This window comes from Streptomyces sp. L2 (assembly GCF_004124325.1).
Taxonomy (GTDB): Bacteria; Actinomycetota; Actinomycetes; order Streptomycetales; family Streptomycetaceae; genus Streptomyces.
This window is the reverse complement of record NZ_QBDT01000001.1, coordinates 42,996-62,264: the sequence shown is the minus strand read 5'-3', so window position 1 is coordinate 62,264 and position 19,269 is coordinate 42,996. Positions and strand designations below refer to the sequence as shown.

The window sequence follows — 19,269 nt, the reverse complement described above, 5'->3', positions numbered from 1 at the left end:
AGTCGACCAACATGCCCGAGCCGAAGCGGCCGCAGGCCGGCCACGCCCCGGCGGTACTGGCCTGCGAGCCGGCGGACCGCGCCTACTTCGCCGCCTCGATCTCCGACCGCCGGCCCTGGCCCCGCCCGCTCGGATCACCATTCGGCATACGGCCCCGGTGACGTGTCGCGGTGACGAGGGTGGAGGAGATGTGCGCGAGGGAGGGGTCGGCCGCGAGGAACAGCGTCTCGACTCCGGCCAACTCGTGGTTCGTGCGGGCCAGCGGCATTTCGTAGTCCAGGTCGGCAAGCCCCCGGACTCCGCGGACGACGACGTCGATTCCGGCTCGGCGGCAGTAGTCGACCAGCAGGCCGCCGGTGTGGGAGTCGACCGTGACGTTGCTGAAGTCGGCTGCTGCTGTACGGAGCCGCTGCAGCCGTTCCGTGACGGGGAGGCGACCGGTCTTGTTCGCGTTGAACATCACGCACACGACGACCTCGTCGAACAGGAGGGCAGCGCGCCGGAGTACGTCCTGGTGCCCCTGAGTGACCGGGTCGAATGATCCTGGGAAGAGGGCTCGCATGATCGGAAACAGTAACAAGCGTGTGAAGCGCGCGACTTCACCCCTCTGCCGCCGGTCAGGGCCGGCCGGTGTCCTTGCCCGTACGCCTGCGCGCGCAGGGCGCGAATATGCCCCCCATCTCGTAGAAGTAACCCGCATTCTCAGGGCTTGTAAACCTGGCGTAAGGGCATTCGATGGCCAGGAGGTTGATATCGATGGTTCCCCTGATTCTGGTTCTTCTGCTGGCTCTGATCCTCTTCGGCGCGGGATTCGCACTGAAGGCGTTGTGGTGGATCGCGGTGATCGTGCTCATCGTCTGGCTTCTGGGCTTCGTCGTCCGCTCCGCCGACGGCGCGGGCCGCAGGGGCCGCTGGTACCGCTGGTAGACACGGGCCTTAGGAAGAGCAGCGCCCAGCAACACCGCTGACAGCGCGAGTTGAGTGGGGTCCGGCCATACGGCCGGGCCCCGCTTCGCGTGTGACGCGCGGGCTCATCCGAGGAAAGCCGCGCCAGGCAGTTCGAGCGGCGGCAGGCGACGGAGGCTCAGCCCTGCGGATCCTGCGGCTTCACGTCGACCTCGCGCAGGTTCTGGTCCTTCGACTCCGTGCGGGCCTCCGTACGGTGGCCCCGTGCGATGTAGTCCCGCACCACCGCCTCGACGGCGTCCTGGGGCGAACCGATCCCGGCGAGGACCATCACTTCCACCACGAGTTCCGCGTCAAGACTGATGTTGACCTTGGCCATGATGCCCCCTCATCGCGTCGGACGCGCACTCTAGCCGCTCCCGGCGGAGGACAGGGATCGGCTGGTCGCGACTGGTGTGGCACGGCGCCGTAGTGACATGCGAGGCATGGGAAGCGGAGAATCGGGTACCGGAGCGCACGGCTTCCCCGCGATCGCGGGGCGGCGTGGAAGGAGCTCTGCGATGTTGATGGCGCACCCCGCGGTACTGCGGGACCTGGTCGACCAGTACGAATCCCTCGCCGCCCTCCACGCTTCCCCCGCGGACAGTGAGCGCGTGCGGCAGCGCATGGAGGACGTCGCCTACACCCTGTGCGTGTCCACCGGCACCCGCGACATCGACGCGGCCCTCACGGCGGCGCGCCGCCGGCTGCCCGCCGCCCGGCCCCGGGAGAGCGCGCTGCTGAGCGGCAGCAGCTGAGACCAGCCACGCGGCCGTCACCGGTGACCGCCGTACAGCCGGCCCGCACGCACCCCCCCGCGAGCAACGCCCCGGCCGCCCGGCGACGGAGGAGAGGAACCATGTGCCGACTGTTCGGCCTCAGCAGCGCGCCACGCCGCACCCACGCGACCTTCTGGCTGCTCGACGCCCCCGACAGCCTCAGCCGGCAGAGCCACCACGACCCCGACGGGACCGGCCTCGGCTACTTCGCGGCAGACGGCACCCCGCACGTCGACAAGGCGCCGATCGCCGCCTACCGGGACCGGGCCTTCGCCGAGGAGGCCCGGCAGGTGGAGGCGGCCACCTTCGTCGCCCACGTGCGCTACGCCTCCACCGGCAGCCTCCTCGACCGCAACACCCACCCCTTCGAACAAGAAGGGCGGCTCTTCGCGCACAACGGCGTCATCGAGGGCCTCGACCAGCTCGACGACCACCTGGGCGGGGATGGGTCCCTCGTCCAGGGCGACACCGACTCGGAGCGGTTCTTCGCCCTGATCACCCGGGAGACCCGGCAGAACGGCGGCGACCTCACCGCCGGGATCCGGCACGCCGCCCGATGGATCGCCGGGCACCTGCCCGTGTACGCCCTCAACCTCGTCCTGATCACACCCGACCAGATGTGGGCCCTGTGCTACCCCGACACGCACGAGCTGTACGTCCTCCAGCGCCCGGCGGGCGGACAGCACGGCTCCCGCCACCTCGACCACGGCGGCAGCCAGGGACGCATGCGGGTCCACTCCGCCGACCTGATCGACCACCCCGCCGTGGTGATCGCCAGCGAACGCATGGATGACCATCCCGACTGGCGCCTGATGGAGCCGGGCGAGCTGCTCCACGTAGGACCCGGCCTCCACACCACCCACCGCGTGGTCCTGCCCGAACCGCCGGCACACCAGCTCACCCTGGCTGATCTGCGGCCCGACGCCGCCGCCTCACAGAAGGCCGCCTGACGGACGACCGCGTGACGGACAACCCCCTGCCGAGACTGGGATGCCGTCCGACGCCGAAGACCTGCTGGGGAACACCGAAGCAGCCGGGAGCGACGAGCCGCACCTCCGTGACCGAGCCCTCCGTGCCGACGAGGAATGCCGCACGGGCTGCGTGGCACCGGCACGGACATGGTACGAGGGATGGACGTAGTGCGGGCCGCGCGTGCCGAGGCCGTGGCCGTGGCCGCGCGACACGGCGGGCGTGGGCCGGCCCCGGGCGGGAGCGGGTCCTGGTCGTCCAGTCGCTGAAGGCGGCGCTGGCCGCTTTCGTGGCCTGGCTGGTCGCGGACCGCTGGCTGCACGCGCCGCTGTCGTTCATCGCGCCGTGGGTGGCGGTGGTGCTGGTCAGGACGACGGTGTACCAGTCCTTCGCCCAGGGGTTCCAGCAGATCGCCGCCATCGCACTGGGCACGGTACTGGCCACCGCCGGCGGCACGGCGCTCGGCGTCCCCGCACTCGCGATGGCGGTGGTCCTGCCGGCGGTCCTCCTGCTCGGCAATTGGCCCCGGCTCGGCGATCAGGGGATCTACGGCGCGACCACGGCGCTGTTCGTGCTGACGTCCCGCCCCAGCTTCGGCATGGCCGTCGAGCGGCTCGCGGAATCGCTGCTGGGCGCCCTGGTCGGCGTAGGGGTGAACATGCTCGTTCTGCCTCCGGCGCACCTACGGAGCGCGCACGACGCCGTACGGGCGGCGATCGATGAGGCAGCACGGACGCTGCACGCGATCGCGGACGGGCTGGAGGACGCGTGGGGGCGCCGGCAGGCGCGCGACTGGCACCACCGGGCCCGACGGCTCTTCCGTATGGTCCGGCAGGCGCGCTCCGCCGTGGAGCGCAGCGGGGAGAGCATGCGGCTGAACCCCGACCGCCGGCGGCGCGCCCAGCTGCGGCGAGTCCAACCTCCCTACCGGCGCATCGTCTTCCACCTGGAGGCACTCGCGGACTACGCCGTCGACCTGACCCGCACCTTGGCGGAAACCGTGGACGACGACACCCCGGCCTCCGCTCGACCGCACAGGGAGGCCCTTGCTCCCTACGCCCTGTTCCTCCACCAGGTCGCCGACGCGGTGGACGACTACGGGGAGGTCGTCACCGGCGGTACGCGTCCGGACGTGCAGGCGTGCCTGAGGCAGAAGACCGAGGAAGCCCGCGCGACCCACGACGACCTGCGCGAGGTGCTGGCCGGCAAGGCGGCAGCCGGACCGCAGTGGGTGGCCCTGTACGGTGCCTTCCTGGTCGACGCCCGCAGGATCATCGTCCAACTGCTCCCCGGCCCCTGACCTCCCGGCCGAGGCCCGTACCGTCGCCCCTTGCCCTCTCGGCACCAAGATTTTTTCCGAGTGCTGTCACATCTCCGTGCGTCGGCGTGTCAGTGCAGTGAAGTCGCCGACAAGGCCGATGCGAAGGAGTGCAGCCATGACGAGCACCTCGATCTCCCGGATGCCCAACCCGGCGGAGTTCGTACCCGAGTTGAACGACGTCAGCGCCGCTCTGTTCCGGGCCACGGGCAACCGCTCCGTGCCGCGCACCACGATGAGCCTCGTCCACCTGCGCGCCGGCCAGATCGTGGGCAACACCTACCTGACGGTTCTGAACACCGGCTTCCTGCGCAAGGCGGGGGAGTCGGAGGAGCGCATCACGGCGGTCTCCTCGTGGCAGGACGCCCCGTACTTCACCGACGCCGAGCGGGCCGCCCTGGCCTTGGTGGAGGCCACTCTCCAGCCCGCGCCGCACGGCAGGGAACGTGTCACCGACGACCTGTACGCCGAGGTCGCCAAGCACTACGACGACCGGGCCCTGGCCACCCTCACCATCGCGATCGGCCAGATCAGCTTCTACATCGCGCTGGCCGTCATCGGCAAGCCGCAGCCGGTCACCTCTCTCGCGGACGAACAATGGGACTGACGGCAGGCAGCTGGGCGGGGTGAGCCTCGTGGCACCCCCGCCCGCTGCCGACCGGCCCTGGCCTCAGGCGGTTTCGGCGCCGACCGCCTCCGCGGCGGTGGCCTGTGCCGCGGCGGTCGCGGCGCGGCCGCGGGCGCTCGCCCGGCGGGCGTAGGCCATCGTCCAGTAGACCAGCGCGCCGATCACGGCGTACGGCAGGAAACTGTTGACGGTCACCATCTGGCCGTGGGGCAGCTGGTAGACCAGCACGACGCGCACCATCGCCTCCACGATGAACGTCAGACCCCAGACGAGCGTCAGATTGCGCTGCACCAGGCGGAATCCGGCGTACTGCCACATGCCGTTCCACCAGGCGATCATCTCCGGCGTGCCGTCGGTGGCGAACTTGCGGCCGAAGTAGAACATCAGCGGGCGCGGCGCGGCCAGGGTGGCCAGGTAGACCACCCCGAGCAGGCCCGTCACGAAGGAGTCCTTGGCCAGCAGCAGCCGTGGGTCGTCGGGCCCGACGAGCGAGATGACCAGGGTGAGCGCCACGAACGTCAGGGAGAGGATGGCGAATTCGTCGACCCGCCGGTGCCAGGCGAGGTAGATCACGATGTCCAGCGCAGGGCCGAGGCCGGACAGGATGATGGCGACGGACTCGCTGTAGCCGTGGTCGTGCAGCTGGTTGTAGAGGACGATCGGTGCGACCACGTTGAGGGCGATGGTGATCAGCCAGCCGACGGCGGCGGTCGACCGCTTTCGGGCAGGAGGCTGCGGAGCGGGACTGGACATGCTTTTCCCCCGGGAACGGATGCTGTGGAAAGTGGACAGCGGCGTGCGGAAGCGCACGGCGTGGCCCGGCCGACGTCCGGACCGTTGCGTATTGTTGCTGATCTTGGACTGTGCTGGCTAGAGGCGGCTCTTCCGGGGCGACACCGGGGTCGTCTCCCGCGTGGCCGGGGCCGAATGCCCGCGGCCACTACTGGAGGCGGCGGACGAGGCGACCGCACCCGAGCACATCGCCGCCCCTGACCGGATCACCGAGGGCCGCGCCGCGGTCGGGAAACTGCACCAGCCCCTCGCGGCATGTCGGCCGAGCAGCGGACCTGCCGGGTGCTGAGAGAATGGGACGGCAGCTCCTGCACCTCGTCGCGGCGACAGTCGGCATCACCGAGCAGGCCGTCCGTGCCCGGCGCCGTCTCACCAGCACCCTGGGGGCCCGGCGATGACCACACCCATCCACCCGCCCGGAACGCCCTCGCCGTACGAAGACGAGCGGCTGCCCTGCGGACGGCCGCTGTCCCGGGTCCGGGCGGACCGGGAACCCGGCGAAGGCACGTGGATCATGGAGTCGGCGGCCGCGCGCACCCTGCGCGCCGCCGCTGAGGAGGTTCCCGGCGTGCGCGCGGGTTCCTGCCGGATCATCGCCGGACCGAACGCCGGTACGAGTCAGGTGACCGTCCACCTCGGCGTGCAGGTCCCGCTGTCCACGCCCGACCTCACCGTCCTCGCCGACGAGGTCCGCCGACACGTGACGGAAACCGCCGAGCTGAGCCTCGGTCTGGACGTCGCCGCCGTCGACATCCACATCACCGACCTGGCCGACGCACCGGGCCGCTCCGAGGATGAATCCGGCCGATGACCTCGTAGTCCCCGGGTGAAGCCCTCGCCGACCGCCCGGCGGTGACCGCCCGCCTGAGCGCGGTACGCCGGGCCGAGACCGTACGCGTCACCGTCACCGTCACCGGAACCTTGTGGGACACGCCGCCGCGCCGCGGTGCTCAGGCGCGGGAGACGCGGACCAGCCGGTAGTCGGGGCGGTGGTGGGCCCGGTACGGGACGTCGGCCCCCGGCTCCTTGCTGTCCGCGATGTCGAACTCGGTGCCCTCCGGCCCTTCCAACTCCTTGACGGTGACGGTCAGGGGCGAGTGGCCCTCGGCGCCGGTGTTGGCCCTGTTGACCCGGTTGATGCCTTCGCGAAGGCTCTCGGCGAAATTCTGCTGGGGTTCGTTGTCGGTCAGCACATAGGCATGGCTCGCGGACCCCATCACCTCGTCCAGACAGGAGGCGAGGTCGTGCGGCGGCTCCATCTTGGTCCACGGCCCCGGGTGCGGTACGAAGATGTCGGTGTGCGGCACGTGGCTGCCGAACGCGGTGATGGAACCCTTGTGAACCTCCACCGCACCGGCGGGGACGCCCAGGTTGGTGAGGACGGACCGTGCCATCGGCATCATGTCCGGGTCGTACGAGGACACTTTGCCGCGCCGCTGCGCGAGGTCGCCCAGGAAGCCCGCCTCCTCCTTGCTGACGACGTTGACCCCACCGGTCACCGTGTGCCGTACCCGCGCCAGCGCCTCCTCGACCGTGTAGTTGCCGTCGTCGTCCTCGGCCAGTCTCTTCAGGTGGTTCATCATGTCCTCGGGCAGGCCCAGGTCCCTGAACGCGGGGTGCCGGGGAACCTCGTTCCCGTTCTCGATCATGTCGGAGTAGTCGTTCGTCTCGTGGTCCACCACGAGGATCGCCCGCTGGACCGCCGCCTCCCCGGCCCCGTGGCCGGCGTGCCCCTCGTGCCCGCCGCTGTCCGCGGCGTGCTGCTCCGGCCCGGCGGCGGGGGAGGGGGGCGCCGCGGACATCGCGCGGGTCGCGTTCTCCTCGGCCTCCCGCTCGAACCGGTCGCCCGGATCGCTCATCCGCAGCCCGTCACCGCGGTCCGTGCCGGCGACCGGGCCTTGGCGCTGCTGGATGACGTGGGTGAGTTCGTGGGCGAGGGTGTGCTTGTCACCGCCCCCCTCGCCCAGGACGACGTGGGCGCCGGAGGTGTAGGCCCGCGCACCGATCTCGGCGGCGGAAGCCCTCGCGGCGCTGCCGGTATGGACGCGCACGTCCGAGAAGTCCGCGCCGAGCCGGGCTTCCATCTCGCTGCGTGTGCCGTCGTCGAGGGGACGGCCACCGGTGCGCAGCACGTCATGGACCGTGGAACGCTGCACGGGCTGCCCGGTCTCCTGGTGCCCGCAGCCGGCCCCGTGCTGGTGCTCCTCCTGGCTCCGGTCGTGTCCGGCCCGGCGGAGCAACTGGACGACCGCCGCGTTGCCGAGCGTGCTCTGCAGCGCGAGGAGACCGGAGAACGGCGTCCGGCCCGCAGCCTGTGAGGGACGGGCCGGCGCCCGGCCCGTGCGTGCCCCGGCCGGCCTGGCCTGGTCTTCGGCGTACATGCGACCTCTCCCTCGGCGGGCAGACAACTCCCTCCCATGCCTATCCGGACCACCCGCGGCCGGGCCAGGTACCCGAGGGCACAGCCAGGGGCAACCCGCATGACCCCCCGGCCCGTGGCCCGTACGTCCGCACCGTGACCGACCGCCGGCAATGGCGGGGGCATGACGGCAAGCGGGGACGGCTGCCGCGAAGGGAGCCTCGCACATGGCGGTACTCCTGGATGTGCGCGACGTTGGGCCGCTCTATACGGCTAACGTCTGTGCCGTCCGTAAACCGGCCGCTCGGCCACCTGGACCGGTTCCCGGTTGCCCAGCCAGGCACAGCCGCAGCCCTCGTCGGCCACAGCCGCCTGAGCGGGAAACCGAACGCCCAGGGCGGGGTGCCTGCAGGAAGATGAGCCGTATGAGCGGATCGAGTGAGCAGTCAGCCAGCATCGCGTCTCTGTGGCAGGAACATCTGCGCGCGGCCTTCCCCGCCGGGCTGCGTGGAGCGGAGCCGGGCGGCGTCGACATCGTGCTGCTCGACGCGGCCATCGCCGGGTGCGTGTCCACCCGGCAGGACAACGGTGGCTCTCTCGACCCGGAGCGGCACCGGATCCTGCGCGACTCCGTAGCAGACCTGGACCAGATCCTGGCCCTGATCACCGGAGCGGAAGAAGTTCAATATCTCCGACGCCTGCGGCAACTGGCCGCCCTCGCATCGGACTCCGACTGTCGACTCGCCGCAGGAAACGACGTCTGAGCCCCAAGCGCGCGACTTTCGGCAGCGTCCGCGGCCGCCGACACTCCCAGGCTCGCGCGAGGAACATCCCCGACGCGCGAAGTGGCGCCCTCGCCCCGAGGCGCCGCGGCCGCTCGGGAACGACCCGATCAGCCCTCTCCGTACGCCGGTTGGTGCGATCTGACGCGGAATCTTGACGGTATTGGTTCAGTCCAATAGCGTCCCCCTCGCACAGAACCCCACACGGCTCAACACCGCCGCTCGTCTTCCGCGAGCCATTCCCCCGCCGGGAGGGCCCCTGTGGTTGCCCGACGCACTTTGCTGGCCGCTGCCGGTGCCGCCACCGCCACGGCCGCCATCGCCCCCTTCAGCCCGCTCTCCCCTCTTGCCGCCACCGCGCGGGCGGCGGGTGCCCGGCTGCCCGTGAGGCTGGCGAACAACTCCGGCCACGACGTGGTCCACGCCTACATCTCGGGCACCGACAGCAGTGGCTGGCCCGTCTTCGTCTCGGCGGACGGCGTCCTGAACCGGCTGCCCAACCCCTCGACGACGGTGACCCCCATCGCCGACTACTCCATCGCGCTCGGCGCCTCCGGATCGGCCGCCACCAACGTCACGCTGACCGACTACGTCATCGGCGGCCGCGTCTGGTTCTCGGTCGGGCAGAAGCTCCAGTTCTTCGTCAACCCGGGCCCCGTACCCGGCGTGGTCCAGCCGGCCCTGGTCAGCTCCGACCCCAACTGGGCCACCGACTGGACGTTCTGCGAGTTCACCTACAACAGCGCCAATCTCTACGCCAACATCTCCTACGTCGACATGGTCGCGCTGCCCGTCTCGATGGCGAGCACCGGCAGCGGCGGCGACCAGTCGGTCAGCCCGCTGCCCACCGGTGCGCTCGCCGCCATCGCCTCCGGCCTACGGGCGCAGCACGCCGCCGACGGTGCCCCCTGGGAGAGGCTGGTGGTCACCGACGCCTCCGGTGCGGTGCTGCGCGTGATGTCGCCCACGCACTCACCGGTGGGCTTCGGCACCTACTGGGACGACTACCTGAACCGGGTCTGGAGCCATTTCGCCTCCACCCCGCTGACCATCGACGGGCAGGGCGGCATCGGCTCCTACACCGGCACCGTCTCCGGCGACGCCATCGTCTTCTCCGGACTCGACACCAACGGCGTGCCGTTCACCAGACCGAGTGCCACCGACATCTTCGGCTGCGCGTCCGGCCCCCTCTACAACTCCGGGGCGGACGCCCGCGGGGCGATAGCCGCCCGGCTGGCCGCCGCGTTCAACCGCGGCTCCCTGCTGGTCCCGGGAGGGAACGACCAGCCCGACGGCGTACCGCCCTCCGGCTACTACCAGGACCCCGTCACCAACCATTACGCGCGGCTCGTCCACGACCACGCCGACATCGGATACGCCTTCCCCTACGACGACGTCGGCCCCACCGGGGCCGCCCCCGTCGACGGGCACCTCCAGGACAGCGCCCCCACCTCGTGGAGCATCACGCTGGGCGCCGACGGAACCTGACACCACCCGCACCCACGCCGCCGACCGTCAAAGCACGCAACTTCCTTGGAAGGGCCGACACATGCAACCCCATGGTGCGAGACCCAGACGCAGCGCGATGAAGAGAGCGCTCTCAGCCCTAGCGGTCCTCGCGGTCACGGTGGCGATCACCGCCACCGCCACCACCGCCGAGGCGGCCGTCCCCTCGCCGCCCTCCGGATTCACCCTCACCTGGAGCGACGACTTCAACGTCGCTTCCGGGACGGGCATCGACCAGAACCTGTGGAAGTACGACACCGGGCCGGGCAGCAACTTCGGCACCGGTGAGATAGAGACCATGACCAACAGCACCTCGAACGTCCGCTACGACGGCCAGGGCCACCTGGTGCTGCAGGCCAACCACTCCGGTTCCGACCCGCGCGCGGGATGGACGTCCGGGCGCGTGGAAACCCAGGCGGCGACGTTCGGCGCCCCGGCCGGCGGAGTCGTCCGCATCGAGTCCGTCCTTCAACAGCCCGACGTCACCACGGCCAACGGCGCCGGCTACTGGCCGGCCTTCTGGATGCTCGGCGCCCCGCTGCGCAGCGGAGTGTCCTGGCCGACGTCAGGCGAGATCGACGTCATGGAGGACATCAACGGCCGCAGCTCCGTCTTCAGCACCCTCCACTGCGGCGTGAACCCGGGCGGCCCGTGCCACGAGTCGACCGGCATCGGCTCGGGCGAACGCGCCTGCCCGGGCTGCCAGACGGGCTTCCACGACTACGCGACGGAGATCGACCGCTCGGTGTCACCGGAACAGATCCGGTTCTACCTCGACGGGAACAACTTCTACACCGTCAACGCCGACCAGGTGGACGCGAAGACCTGGTCCAACGCGGTCGACCACCCGTTCTTCATCATCTACGACCTGGCCATGGGCGGCGGCTTCCCGGACGCCTTCGGCGGCGGCCCGAACGCGGCCACCGTCTCCGGCGGCAGACTCGTCATCGACTCGGTGGCCGTGTACAACAAGGGCCCCGGCTCCGGCGGCGGTGGCTCGGTGACCGGCCAGACGATCACCGGTCCGGGCGGCAAGTGCGTGGACGTGTCGGGCGACGACACCGGCGGCGACGGCACCGCGGTCCAGCTCTGGGACTGCCAGGCAGGGGCCAAGGACCAGCACTGGACGTGGAACGGCCAGACTTTGCGGACCCTCGGCCGGTGCCTGGACATCGCGGGCGGCAACAACGCCGCGGGCACACCGCTCCAGCTCGCGACCTGCAACGGCGGCGGCTACCAGTCGTGGGTGCGGCAGACCGACGGATCCCTGCGCAATCCGACCTCGGGCCGGTGCATCGACTCCCCGTCGGGCGGGACCGCGAACGGCACACGCCTGCAGATCTGGGACTGCAACGGCTCCGGCGCCCAGAAGTTCGCCATGGGCACCCCCATCTACGGCCCGGGCGGCAAGTGCGTGGACGTGTCGGGCGACGACACCGGCGGCGACGGCACCGCGGTCCAGCTCTGGGACTGCCAGCAGGCCACCTCGCTCGACCAGAAATGGACGTGGAACGGCCAGACGCTGCGGACCCTCGGCCGGTGCCTGGACATCGCGGGCGGCAACAACGCCGCGGGCACACCGCTCCAGCTCGCCACGTGCAACGGCGGCGGCTACCAGAACTGGGTCGCCAACGCCGACGGATCGATGAGGAACCCGACGACAGGCCGGTGCATCGACTCCCCGTCGGGCGCGACGGCGAACGGCACACGCCTGCAGATCTGGGACTGCAACGGCACCGCAGCCCAGAAGTTCGCCCTGGCCTGAGAGGTACGAGGGTCCCGGCCCGGGGTGAAGACGGCACCGGCCCGGGGTGAGGACGGCACCGGCCCGGGGTGAGGACGGCACCGGCCCGAGGCGAGGACGGCACCGGCCCGGGGTGAAGACGGCACCGGCCCGAGGCGAGGACGGCACCGGACCGAGGGGGACGGCCCGGTGCCGTGAGCCCGCGCGGACTGAGAACCGTCACATCAGCAGGCCCGGAGGAAGCGGACGACGGCTCCCGTCTCCCCGTCGATCCCCTGCTGGAGGTGAGGGGGGACGTCCTCGAAGGCGTCCACTCTGACGGGGGCCGCGCCGGAGCCACGGGCCCAGGTGGCGATGGCCAGTCCGTCGGCGATGACGGTGGGCCGGATGGTGCCGCCTCCGGGCCAGACCTGGGACTGACGGTCGGCGGGGACGGAGACCTCGCGGGTGCGGTAGCCGACCAGGTAGTTGTCGTAGGCGGGCAGCAAGCGGACATCCGGGGTGTCGGACGGGTCGGGAGCTTCCCGCGTCCGCCCGGCGAGCGTGGTCAACCCGCCGTACTCGGTCACCGCGCCGGATTCCGCCAGCAGTTTCCATGCCCTGCGCGCCCAGGAGACCGGCAGCCCGGACCAGGTGGCGAAGTCCTCCACCCCGGCGGGCGCGTGCGCGGCCAGGTAGCGACGGGCCAGCTCCACGAGAGCAGTGTCCCCTTCGCACCGTAGGCGGCCCGGGCGGGGCAGCCAGTCGTCGATCAGCACATAGGTGGCCTCGCCGGAGCGCCGCGGGCCGTGGCAGAGGATGCCGGTGAGTGCCGCGTGGCGGATGAGGTGGAACGGAGCCTGCCCGTGCGGCGGGACACCGAGGGCGGTGAGGTGCTCGGTCAACTCGGCCCGGGTCAGCGGACCGTGCCCGGCGAGAACGCGCCGGATGACACCGTCGGCACGCACGCGCAGACCCTCGTCCAGGCCGAGTTGCCCATATCGGCGGCTGGTCGCGGCAAGGATGCGAGGAGACAGCAACCTCAGGACCCAGTGGGCGTCGTCGCTGGGGACGGTGTGCAGGGTGCCGCGCATGTACCAGCCGCGGACGATGCTCCGGTCCTCGTCGTACGCCGTGCGGATCGCGCGGGCGGTGACGTCCCGGCCGCGCACCCGGATGCCCAGGTCGGCGGCCGTGGCGTCCTGGGCCTGGATGGCGAAGACCCGCCGGACGGCCGCCTCGGCAGAGGCCTCCCGTACTCCACCGGCCAGGGCCTGCGCCTCGGCCCGAAGCCGCCGGACCCTCTCGTGGGCTCGCATGGTCACCACCCCATCACGGAACCGGCCCTCACGTCCCGATGTCGAACGTGGGCGGCTTGAGGCCCGCGAGGCATCGAGTGTGGGGCGAGGCCGGAGTGTCGAAGAACGACGTGGTGATCGTCTGCGCACACGGCGACTCGGCGTACGCGACGTGGGCGACGTAGGGGACCGTGAGCGCGATGGACCGGCTCAGCGTACGTGCCACGTACGGGCCGTTGCTCGGCGCGGTCTGGGCGTCGAACCCACCCGACACGACGAGCGTCGGGATGTCGCTGCGCGTCACGTCCCGGACCGAGGGCGGCGCCGCGGGCACGTCCCAGGCCCGGCAGTCCGGGTACACAAAGGGCAGCTGCGGAGCGTTGGCCAGCAGGGAGCGGGGGAACGACGGGAACGCGCGCCGGCCGGCCCGGATCACGTCGGCCTGGCTCTCGTACGGAGTCCACTCGCCGCAGAAGACGCCGTAGGCCAGCCCGTGGGAGACCCTGCCGGTGGCCTGGGGGCTGAGCTTTCCGCCCGCCCACTGCTCGGCGATCCGCTGCGGGCGGCCGTGCGCCAACTCGTCGATGGAGCGGGGCACTCCGGCCGCCACATGGGTGGCGGAGGTCAGCCAGGTCACCAGGGCCGCGCCGTCCAGTACGACCTTCACCGGGGCGGGCCGGTCCGAAAGGGTGACGGTGGTGGTGACCGGCCGGGCGTCGAGTTCGAGGACGAGGCGTTCGAAGGTGGCCTTGAGGTGCGGATAGCGGCTGTCGCAGGCGGGCTGCTCCGCACAGGCCCTGAACAGACCGTCGAAGCCCTCTCGGGCGGCCTTCCAGGTCACGCCTCCGCCCGCCAGGGACGGCGGCAGGACGCCGTCGATGCCCACCGACCGGATGCCCTGGGGGTGCAGGCGCGTGTAGAGGAGCGCCGGATCGGTGCCGTACGAGATCCCGAACACGTTCCACTGTCCGATGCCCAGCGCCTTGCGCAGGTCGGCGTAGTCCGCGGAGCTCTCGGTGCCGTTGTAGGCGCTGAGGTCGACTCCGCGGCTCGCCAGGCGTTCACGGCAGGCCCGCGTCGCCTCGACGTGGAGCCTCCCCGTCGACGGTGCGTTGTAGACGAGGCCGACGGCGCGGGCGTTGAACTCGTCGATGTCGGGGCAGGTGAGGGCCGGATCGGCCGAGTAGGTGCCCCGCTGGGACATGAAGATCACGTCCCGGTCGTGGTTCAGGCCGCCGGCGAGCGCCAGCGGGATCTCGGAGACCGCGTCGTCGCCGGGCCCGCCGGCGAACCAGACGATCGGGTCGGACGCGGGTCTGCGCGTGGCCGCGGGCACGATCGCGACCGCGAGGGTGATCTTCCGGCCCTTGGGCCGGCCCCGGTTCTCGGGCACGGTGAGTGTGCCGCAGCGGGCGGTCTCCAGAGCGGGAATCGGGTCCGCGGTTCTCGGGCAGGGCCCCGGCACGAAGCGGGCGTGGCCCGCTGTCCGGGCGACCGTGCCGAGGGGCGCGGCGGCTGCGGGACCGGCCGAGGCGGGCGCCACGGCGAGGCCGGCGAGGAGGAGTTCGTCAGGCCGTAGGCGAACTCGCCGGTGGTGGGCGTCGCACCGGCGGCACGCGCGCGGGCGAAGCGCTCCGGGTTTTTGTGGGCGAGTTCGTCGAGCGCGGCGGGGACGTCGACGGCCGGCAGGGCGCCACCGTCGGCGACCAGAAGGTTCACCAGCGCGCCCCCCGTCGAGGACGACCTTCACCGGATCCCCTCCGCCGGGAGGCTCGGCCGTCGTCGTCAGAGGATGCGCCTCCAGCCGGCGGACCTGCTCCGTCAGCGCGCGGTGCAGGTGGGGGTAGCGGCTGTTGCAGCGCGGCTGGGCCGCACAGGCGCGGAAGATCGCGTCGATCCCCTCCCTGGCGCTGTCCCAGGTCCACGGCAGGCTCACGACCCGCGGAGGCGCGACCGAGTCGATGGCCACCGACCGGATCCCGGCGGGGTGCCTGCGCGGATAGGTGAGGGCCAGATCGGTGCCGTAGGAGTACCCGTAGACGGTCCAACGGCCGATGCCGAGCGCCTTGCGCAGGTCGGCGAAGTCAGCCGCGTTCTCAGTGGTGTTGTACGCGCTCAGATCGGCCCCGGCGGCCGTCAGACCCTTCCGGCACTGCTCCGTCGCGCGCACGAGGAGCCGTCCGGTGGACGGCGCGTCGTAGCGCAGTCCTACGGCGTCAGCCTGGAACCGGTCGATCTCCGGGCAGGCGAGATTCGGCTGCGAGTACAGGCCGCCCCGCTGGGTCATGACGATGAGATCGCGGTCCCGGTCCACCCGTGAGTCGATCAGGAAGGGAATGGCCCCGATCGCGTCGCCCCCGGGTCCACCCTCCATGAACACGACCGGGTCCTCGGCCGGTTTCGCGGACGTGGCCGGAACGATGACCACGGCCAGCCGGATGGTCCGCCCGCCGGGGCGGGCGCGGTTCTCCGGCACCTCCAGGAACCCGCACCGCCCGGGGACCGGCTCGGGAGCGGCCGGGCACGAACCGCGCGGGAGGTCCTGGCCGTGTGCTGCTGACGAGGGCTGACGTGGCACGGCCGGCGGCCGGACCCGCCGCCCCCAAGAGCGCCGGACCGGCAACGGCGAGGGCGGCCCCGCCGCGCACGCGCCGAAGGTACCGCCGCGTGCGCGGATGCCGTGCCCCCGCGTGTACCGCCCCGCAGCCGCTGCCCCGTGGGAAGGGCAGCCACCATCGATCGACGACCTGTTCCGCCCTGTGACCCCGTCTCTCATACGTCCGAGGCCGCCCCATCCGGGCCGGCACACGGCGCCTCGCCGGCCGACGCGTGACTACGGCGACCAGGCGTGGCCAGCCTGTGCGAGCGGAGGGACGCCCACCACTCGTGTGCGCCACTCGGGGGCCCGCACGTTCGGGGCCAGTGGACACAGATGGACGAGCGCTGGGAGGTCGTCATGTTCGCCCCGGAGCGCACCGCCGACGCCGTCGTGATCTCCCACCTGGGTTGCGCCCGGCGGGAGTGGCTGAGCATCAGCGGCAGCCACCGTGGCACGATCTGGTCCGACTGCCGGGTGGACGACGTCGACCTCGCCCCGCTGCTCGACGCCGACGGTGTGCCGGTGACGTTCGTGACGTTCGCCCGCTGGTACACCGGCTGGCTGGAGAAGGCCGAACGCACAACCCTGTCGGCACCGTAGGTCCGTCGGCCGTGCTGTCGAGCGCTGCCGGCCGGCCGAACGGCTGAGCACCGCTGGCGGGCGGGTCCTCCCCGCGCCCCGCGCGGAGAGGGCAAGGGGTCTGCACCCGTGCCTGCCCGTCCGGACGTACCGCCGGGCAGGGCAGTGCGGTGACACTGGACGTTCCCAGTCCGTGTTCCAGAGGGGGAGGCACGCATGCGGGCGCAGCAGACCGGTGACGAACAGGGGAAGGGACCGCAGCCCCTTGGAGCCGCGAAGGCCGCGCGACGGCCCCGGTCCGCCGGACAGTCCCGGTCCGGCGGCGGAACGGCCGCCGAGTCGCTGCTGCAACTCCAGCGTCTCGCCGGGAACTCGGCGGTGTCCCGCGTCATCGAGGAACAGCGGCACACGCACACCGCGGCCTGCGGCCACACACCTCCCGTCCAGCGCGCGGCGGCGCCGTCGGGCCCCGCTCCCGTGGTCCAGCGCATGCGGCAGGACGAACTGCACCAGCACCCGCCGGGCCCCGCGCTACGGGTACGGGGCCCCCGTACCTCCCGCGCGAGCGACCGCACACCGAACGCCCTGTCGGCGGCCGAATGGCAGAGCCTGCCGCAGGCCACCCGGGACGCCGGCCACAAGCAGCGCGTGGACGTCGACGCGGACCCGCAGACGCTCCAGGAGACCGATCCGCTGCTCCACTACAACCTGGGCAACATCCGCAGGCTGGCCCCGGACGTCCCCCCGACGGCCGGGCGCAACGACGTGCTGGAGGGCATCGGCCGCGCCGACCCGCGAACGCTCGGCCACTGGAACCGCCAGGACGCCCGCGACACACAGCTCGGCCGCGACGCGCGAGCCACACGCGACGCGTACACGGAGACGCCCGGGGCCCGGCAACAGCGCCATCAGACCGTGGAGGACACACTGGCCGGCGCCGGTTCCGAGGACGCGATGGGCGACCTGCGCGCGCTGCTGGAGCGGTTCGAGGGCGTGGCCGTCGGCGGCACCCATTCCGCGGCGCTGGTCTGGCAGTTCCTGCGCTCGCACATGGAGCAGATCCAGGCCGCCGGGGTGCGCACCCTCTACCTGGAGAGCATCCGGGACGACGGTTACCAGTCCCACGTCGACGCCTACCTCGCCGGCGGCACCATGAGCCCCGAGCTGCGGGCGTTCGTCACCCGTTACGACGCCGGCATGAACCTGGGCGCGACCGGGCTGGGAGCGGTGCTGGAGGCGGCCCGGACGCACCGCATCCGGGTCAAGGGCCTGGACGGCCGCCCGGCCCGTCGCCCCACGATGTCGGCGACCGCCCTCTACGAGCGCGTCGCCGCCATGAACACCTACGCCACGCAGGTCGTCGCCAGCGACCGGCGCCGTCCCTCGGCGACGGGCGGCTACCTCATGGAACTGGGCAGCGCGCACACCGGCACGTACACGGGTCCGCCGCAGAACGCCTCGGTGCACGGCGCACAGTTCGAGGCGGGCGAGGACTTCCCCGGCGTGGACGACCTGCTGGGCATTCCGGCGGTCGGCTACCAGGGCGACCACCGCTTCCGCCGCCTGCCCAATTCGTGACGGCGGGGTGACGCCGCGGAATCCGTCGCTTCCAGCACCGGTACCCGCACCGGCCCGCGACTCCACGGCGACCGTGGCTCCATCGGTTCGGCCAGGGCTTCCTGGTCACCGCGGCGCGCTCACCGCGATCGTCTCCTTCCTGGAACCGCCAGGCGCTTCACGTCTTGCCGAGCCGGGCTGGAGGCTCAGGCCGCCCGGATGCCGTTCAGGGTCAGGTCGAGGATGTCGAGCAGTTCGGTGGTGAGGCCGTCGGGAGCCGCCGCCTCCTTCTCGCCCCTTTCCGGACTACCGCACCAGCGGTACAGCGCGCCGAGGTAGAGGTCGCGCAGGGAGTGGCCGATCCGCTCGGCGCCCACCCCGGTCCGGAACTCGCCGCTCTCCAGGCCGGCGGCGGCGATCGTGGCGAACAGGTCGGCCAGGTAGGGATCCTCCAGCAGCGGCCGTCCGGCCCGCACCCACGCCATCAGCAGCGAGTTGGTCTCCTGACGGTGCCCCTCGTTCATCCGGGCGAGGGCGATCATGCACTGGCGCAGCCGTCCGACCGCCGTGTCCTCACCGTCGCGATCGGCCGCCAGACCGGCCAGCAGGGCGTCGCGCCGCTTCACGCCCCAGAAGGCGGCCCTGGTGACGGGCGGCAGCCGCGGTATCGGCGCGGCCGTGGCGAGACGGCTGGCCCGGGAGGGCGCCTCGGTCGCGCTGACCTACGTACGGGCGGAGGAACAGGCACGCGCGGTCGCCAAGGAGATAGAGGCGGCGGGCGGTACGGCCTCGGTCCTCCAGGCCGATCTCACGCTGCCGAACGCCGCCGCGCAGGCCGTTGAGCGGACCGTCGAGGAACTCGGCAGCATCGACATCCTGGTGAAGAACGCCGGCTTCCTCGCCTACGGCCCACTGGCCGAGGTGACCGCCGAGGACCTGGACCGGGCTCTTGCCGTGGACGTCCGGTCGGTGTTCCTGGCGGCCCAGGCCGCCGCCCGGCACATGGGCGACGGCGGCAGGATCATCAGCATCGGCTCGTGCTTCAACGGACGCGTGCCCGGCGCCGACTTCGTCGTCCAGGCCATGGCCAAGACCGCGCTGCTCGGCATGACCAAGGCGCTCGCCCGGGAGTTGGGGCCGCGCGGGATCACCGCGACCACCGTCGACCCCGGCCCGATCGACACCGACATGAACCCGGCCGACGGCGACGCCGGGGACTTCCAGCGGGATCTGACCGCGCTGGGCCGCTTCGGCGAGGCGGACGACATCGCCGCCGCGGTGGCGTTCCTCGTGGGGCCCGGCGGCCGCTACGTGACCGGCACGAACCTCGCCGTGGACGGCGGATACACCGCCTGACCGGCATCCTGGGCGTCAGGCAGGTGTACAAGCCCGTGTGGGAGGGAGCCGACACAGGGCGGCCGGCCCCCTCCGCCCG

At 71.9% G+C, this 19,269-nt stretch carries 18 protein-coding genes and 2 pseudogenes; 13 read left to right on the top strand and 7 right to left on the bottom strand.

From position 1 onward, the window contains the following. Positions 1 to 11 precede the first annotated feature (11 nt). Positions 12 to 110, top strand: a pseudogene (locus DBP14_RS36545) (GNAT family N-acetyltransferase); the annotation flags it as partial. Here the strand turns inward: DBP14_RS36545 and coaD are convergent. Beyond that, positions 83 to 562, bottom strand: a complete 480-nt coding sequence (coaD, locus tag DBP14_RS00305) for a pantetheine-phosphate adenylyltransferase (protein ID WP_129305050.1) — start codon at positions 560 to 562, stop codon at positions 83 to 85. The pseudogene DBP14_RS36545 and the gene coaD overlap by 28 nt on opposite strands. A 194-nt stretch (positions 563 to 756) precedes the next feature. Between coaD and DBP14_RS00300 the strand changes: the two genes are divergently transcribed. Further along, the gene (locus tag DBP14_RS00300) at positions 757 to 927 is read left to right on the top strand and encodes a hydrophobic protein (protein ID WP_129305049.1); all 171 of its coding nucleotides are present in this window, start codon (positions 757 to 759) and stop codon (positions 925 to 927) included. Between the two features lie 157 nt (positions 928 to 1,084). On the opposite strand, the gene DBP14_RS00295 is transcribed toward DBP14_RS00300, so the two are convergent. Then, entirely contained in the window at positions 1,085 to 1,285 is a 201-nt protein-coding gene (locus tag DBP14_RS00295) for a type II toxin-antitoxin system VapB family antitoxin (RefSeq protein WP_129305048.1), read from the bottom strand. A gap of 181 nt (positions 1,286 to 1,466) precedes the next feature. On the opposite strand from DBP14_RS00295, the gene DBP14_RS00290 reads away from it, so the two are divergent. From DBP14_RS00290 to DBP14_RS00275, 4 genes are all read left to right on the top strand, one after another. Then, entirely contained in the window at positions 1,467 to 1,703 is a 237-nt protein-coding gene (locus DBP14_RS00290) for a DUF5133 domain-containing protein (RefSeq protein ID WP_129305047.1), read from the top strand. A gap of 101 nt (positions 1,704 to 1,804) precedes the next feature. After that, a complete protein-coding gene (locus DBP14_RS00285) occupies positions 1,805 to 2,674 on the top strand; it encodes a class II glutamine amidotransferase (RefSeq protein ID WP_129305046.1) in 870 nt (289 codons plus the stop codon). An 11-nt stretch (positions 2,675 to 2,685) separates the two neighbouring features. Further along, a complete protein-coding gene (locus DBP14_RS00280) occupies positions 2,686 to 3,993 on the top strand; it encodes an aromatic acid exporter family protein (protein ID WP_347239628.1) in 1,308 nt (435 codons plus the stop codon). Positions 3,994 to 4,129: 136 nt separating this feature from the next. Further along, on the top strand, positions 4,130 to 4,618 hold the full coding sequence (locus tag DBP14_RS00275) for a carboxymuconolactone decarboxylase family protein (protein ID WP_129305044.1): 489 nt from the start codon (positions 4,130 to 4,132) through the stop codon (positions 4,616 to 4,618). A 63-nt stretch (positions 4,619 to 4,681) separates the two neighbouring features. Here the strand turns inward: DBP14_RS00275 and DBP14_RS00270 are convergent, their stop codons facing one another. After that, entirely contained in the window at positions 4,682 to 5,392 is a 711-nt protein-coding gene (locus DBP14_RS00270; RefSeq protein WP_129305043.1) for a VC0807 family protein, read from the bottom strand. Between the two features lie 433 nt (positions 5,393 to 5,825). On the opposite strand from DBP14_RS00270, the gene DBP14_RS00265 reads away from it, so the two are divergent. Further along, positions 5,826 to 6,242: a hypothetical protein gene (locus DBP14_RS00265; RefSeq protein WP_129305042.1), complete on the top strand. Its 417-nt coding sequence runs from the start codon at positions 5,826 to 5,828 to the stop codon at positions 6,240 to 6,242. A gap of 139 nt (positions 6,243 to 6,381) precedes the next feature. On the opposite strand, the gene DBP14_RS00260 is transcribed toward DBP14_RS00265, so the two are convergent. Then, positions 6,382 to 7,812 carry a DUF4157 domain-containing protein gene (locus DBP14_RS00260; RefSeq protein WP_129305041.1) on the bottom strand — a complete coding sequence of 477 codons (1,431 nt, stop codon included), beginning with the start codon at positions 7,810 to 7,812 and terminating at the stop codon, positions 6,382 to 6,384. A 403-nt stretch (positions 7,813 to 8,215) separates the two neighbouring features. On the opposite strand from DBP14_RS00260, the gene DBP14_RS00255 reads away from it, so the two are divergent. From DBP14_RS00255 to DBP14_RS00245, 3 genes are all read left to right on the top strand, one after another. After that, entirely contained in the window at positions 8,216 to 8,554 is a 339-nt protein-coding gene (locus tag DBP14_RS00255) for a hypothetical protein (protein ID WP_241740740.1), read from the top strand. A 279-nt stretch (positions 8,555 to 8,833) separates the two neighbouring features. Next, positions 8,834 to 10,060, top strand: a complete 1,227-nt coding sequence (locus tag DBP14_RS00250) for a beta-1,3-glucanase family protein (protein WP_347239627.1) — start codon at positions 8,834 to 8,836, stop codon at positions 10,058 to 10,060. Positions 10,061 to 10,157: 97 nt separating this feature from the next. Beyond that, positions 10,158 to 11,843 (top strand): ricin-type beta-trefoil lectin domain protein, encoded by a 1,686-nt coding sequence (locus DBP14_RS00245; RefSeq protein ID WP_241740739.1) that lies wholly within the window; start codon positions 10,158 to 10,160, stop codon positions 11,841 to 11,843. Between the two features lie 203 nt (positions 11,844 to 12,046). Here DBP14_RS00245 and DBP14_RS00240 read toward each other — a convergent pair whose 3' ends face one another. Further along, positions 12,047 to 13,120, bottom strand: coding sequence for a winged helix DNA-binding domain-containing protein (locus tag DBP14_RS00240; protein ID WP_129305038.1), 1,074 nt, complete (start codon positions 13,118 to 13,120; stop codon positions 12,047 to 12,049). 28 nt (positions 13,121 to 13,148) lie between these two features. Next, a complete protein-coding gene (locus tag DBP14_RS00235) occupies positions 13,149 to 15,575 on the bottom strand; it encodes an alpha/beta hydrolase (RefSeq protein WP_241740738.1) in 2,427 nt (808 codons plus the stop codon). 459 nt (positions 15,576 to 16,034) lie between these two features. Here DBP14_RS00235 and DBP14_RS00230 point away from each other — a divergent pair. Beyond that, positions 16,035 to 16,298: pseudogene (locus DBP14_RS00230) on the top strand (SMI1/KNR4 family protein); the annotation flags it as partial. A gap of 195 nt (positions 16,299 to 16,493) precedes the next feature. Then, positions 16,494 to 17,855, top strand: a complete 1,362-nt coding sequence (locus DBP14_RS00225; RefSeq protein WP_129305037.1) for a hypothetical protein — start codon at positions 16,494 to 16,496, stop codon at positions 17,853 to 17,855. 185 nt (positions 17,856 to 18,040) lie between these two features. On the opposite strand, the gene DBP14_RS00220 is transcribed toward DBP14_RS00225, so the two are convergent. Then, positions 18,041 to 18,460 carry a hypothetical protein gene (locus tag DBP14_RS00220; RefSeq protein ID WP_164992202.1) on the bottom strand — a complete coding sequence of 140 codons (420 nt, stop codon included), beginning with the start codon at positions 18,458 to 18,460 and terminating at the stop codon, positions 18,041 to 18,043. A 19-nt stretch (positions 18,461 to 18,479) separates the two neighbouring features. On the opposite strand from DBP14_RS00220, the gene DBP14_RS00215 reads away from it, so the two are divergent. Further along, positions 18,480 to 19,190, top strand: a complete 711-nt coding sequence (locus DBP14_RS00215) for an SDR family oxidoreductase (RefSeq protein ID WP_241740737.1) — start codon at positions 18,480 to 18,482, stop codon at positions 19,188 to 19,190. The last annotated feature ends 79 nt before the right edge of the window (positions 19,191 to 19,269 follow it).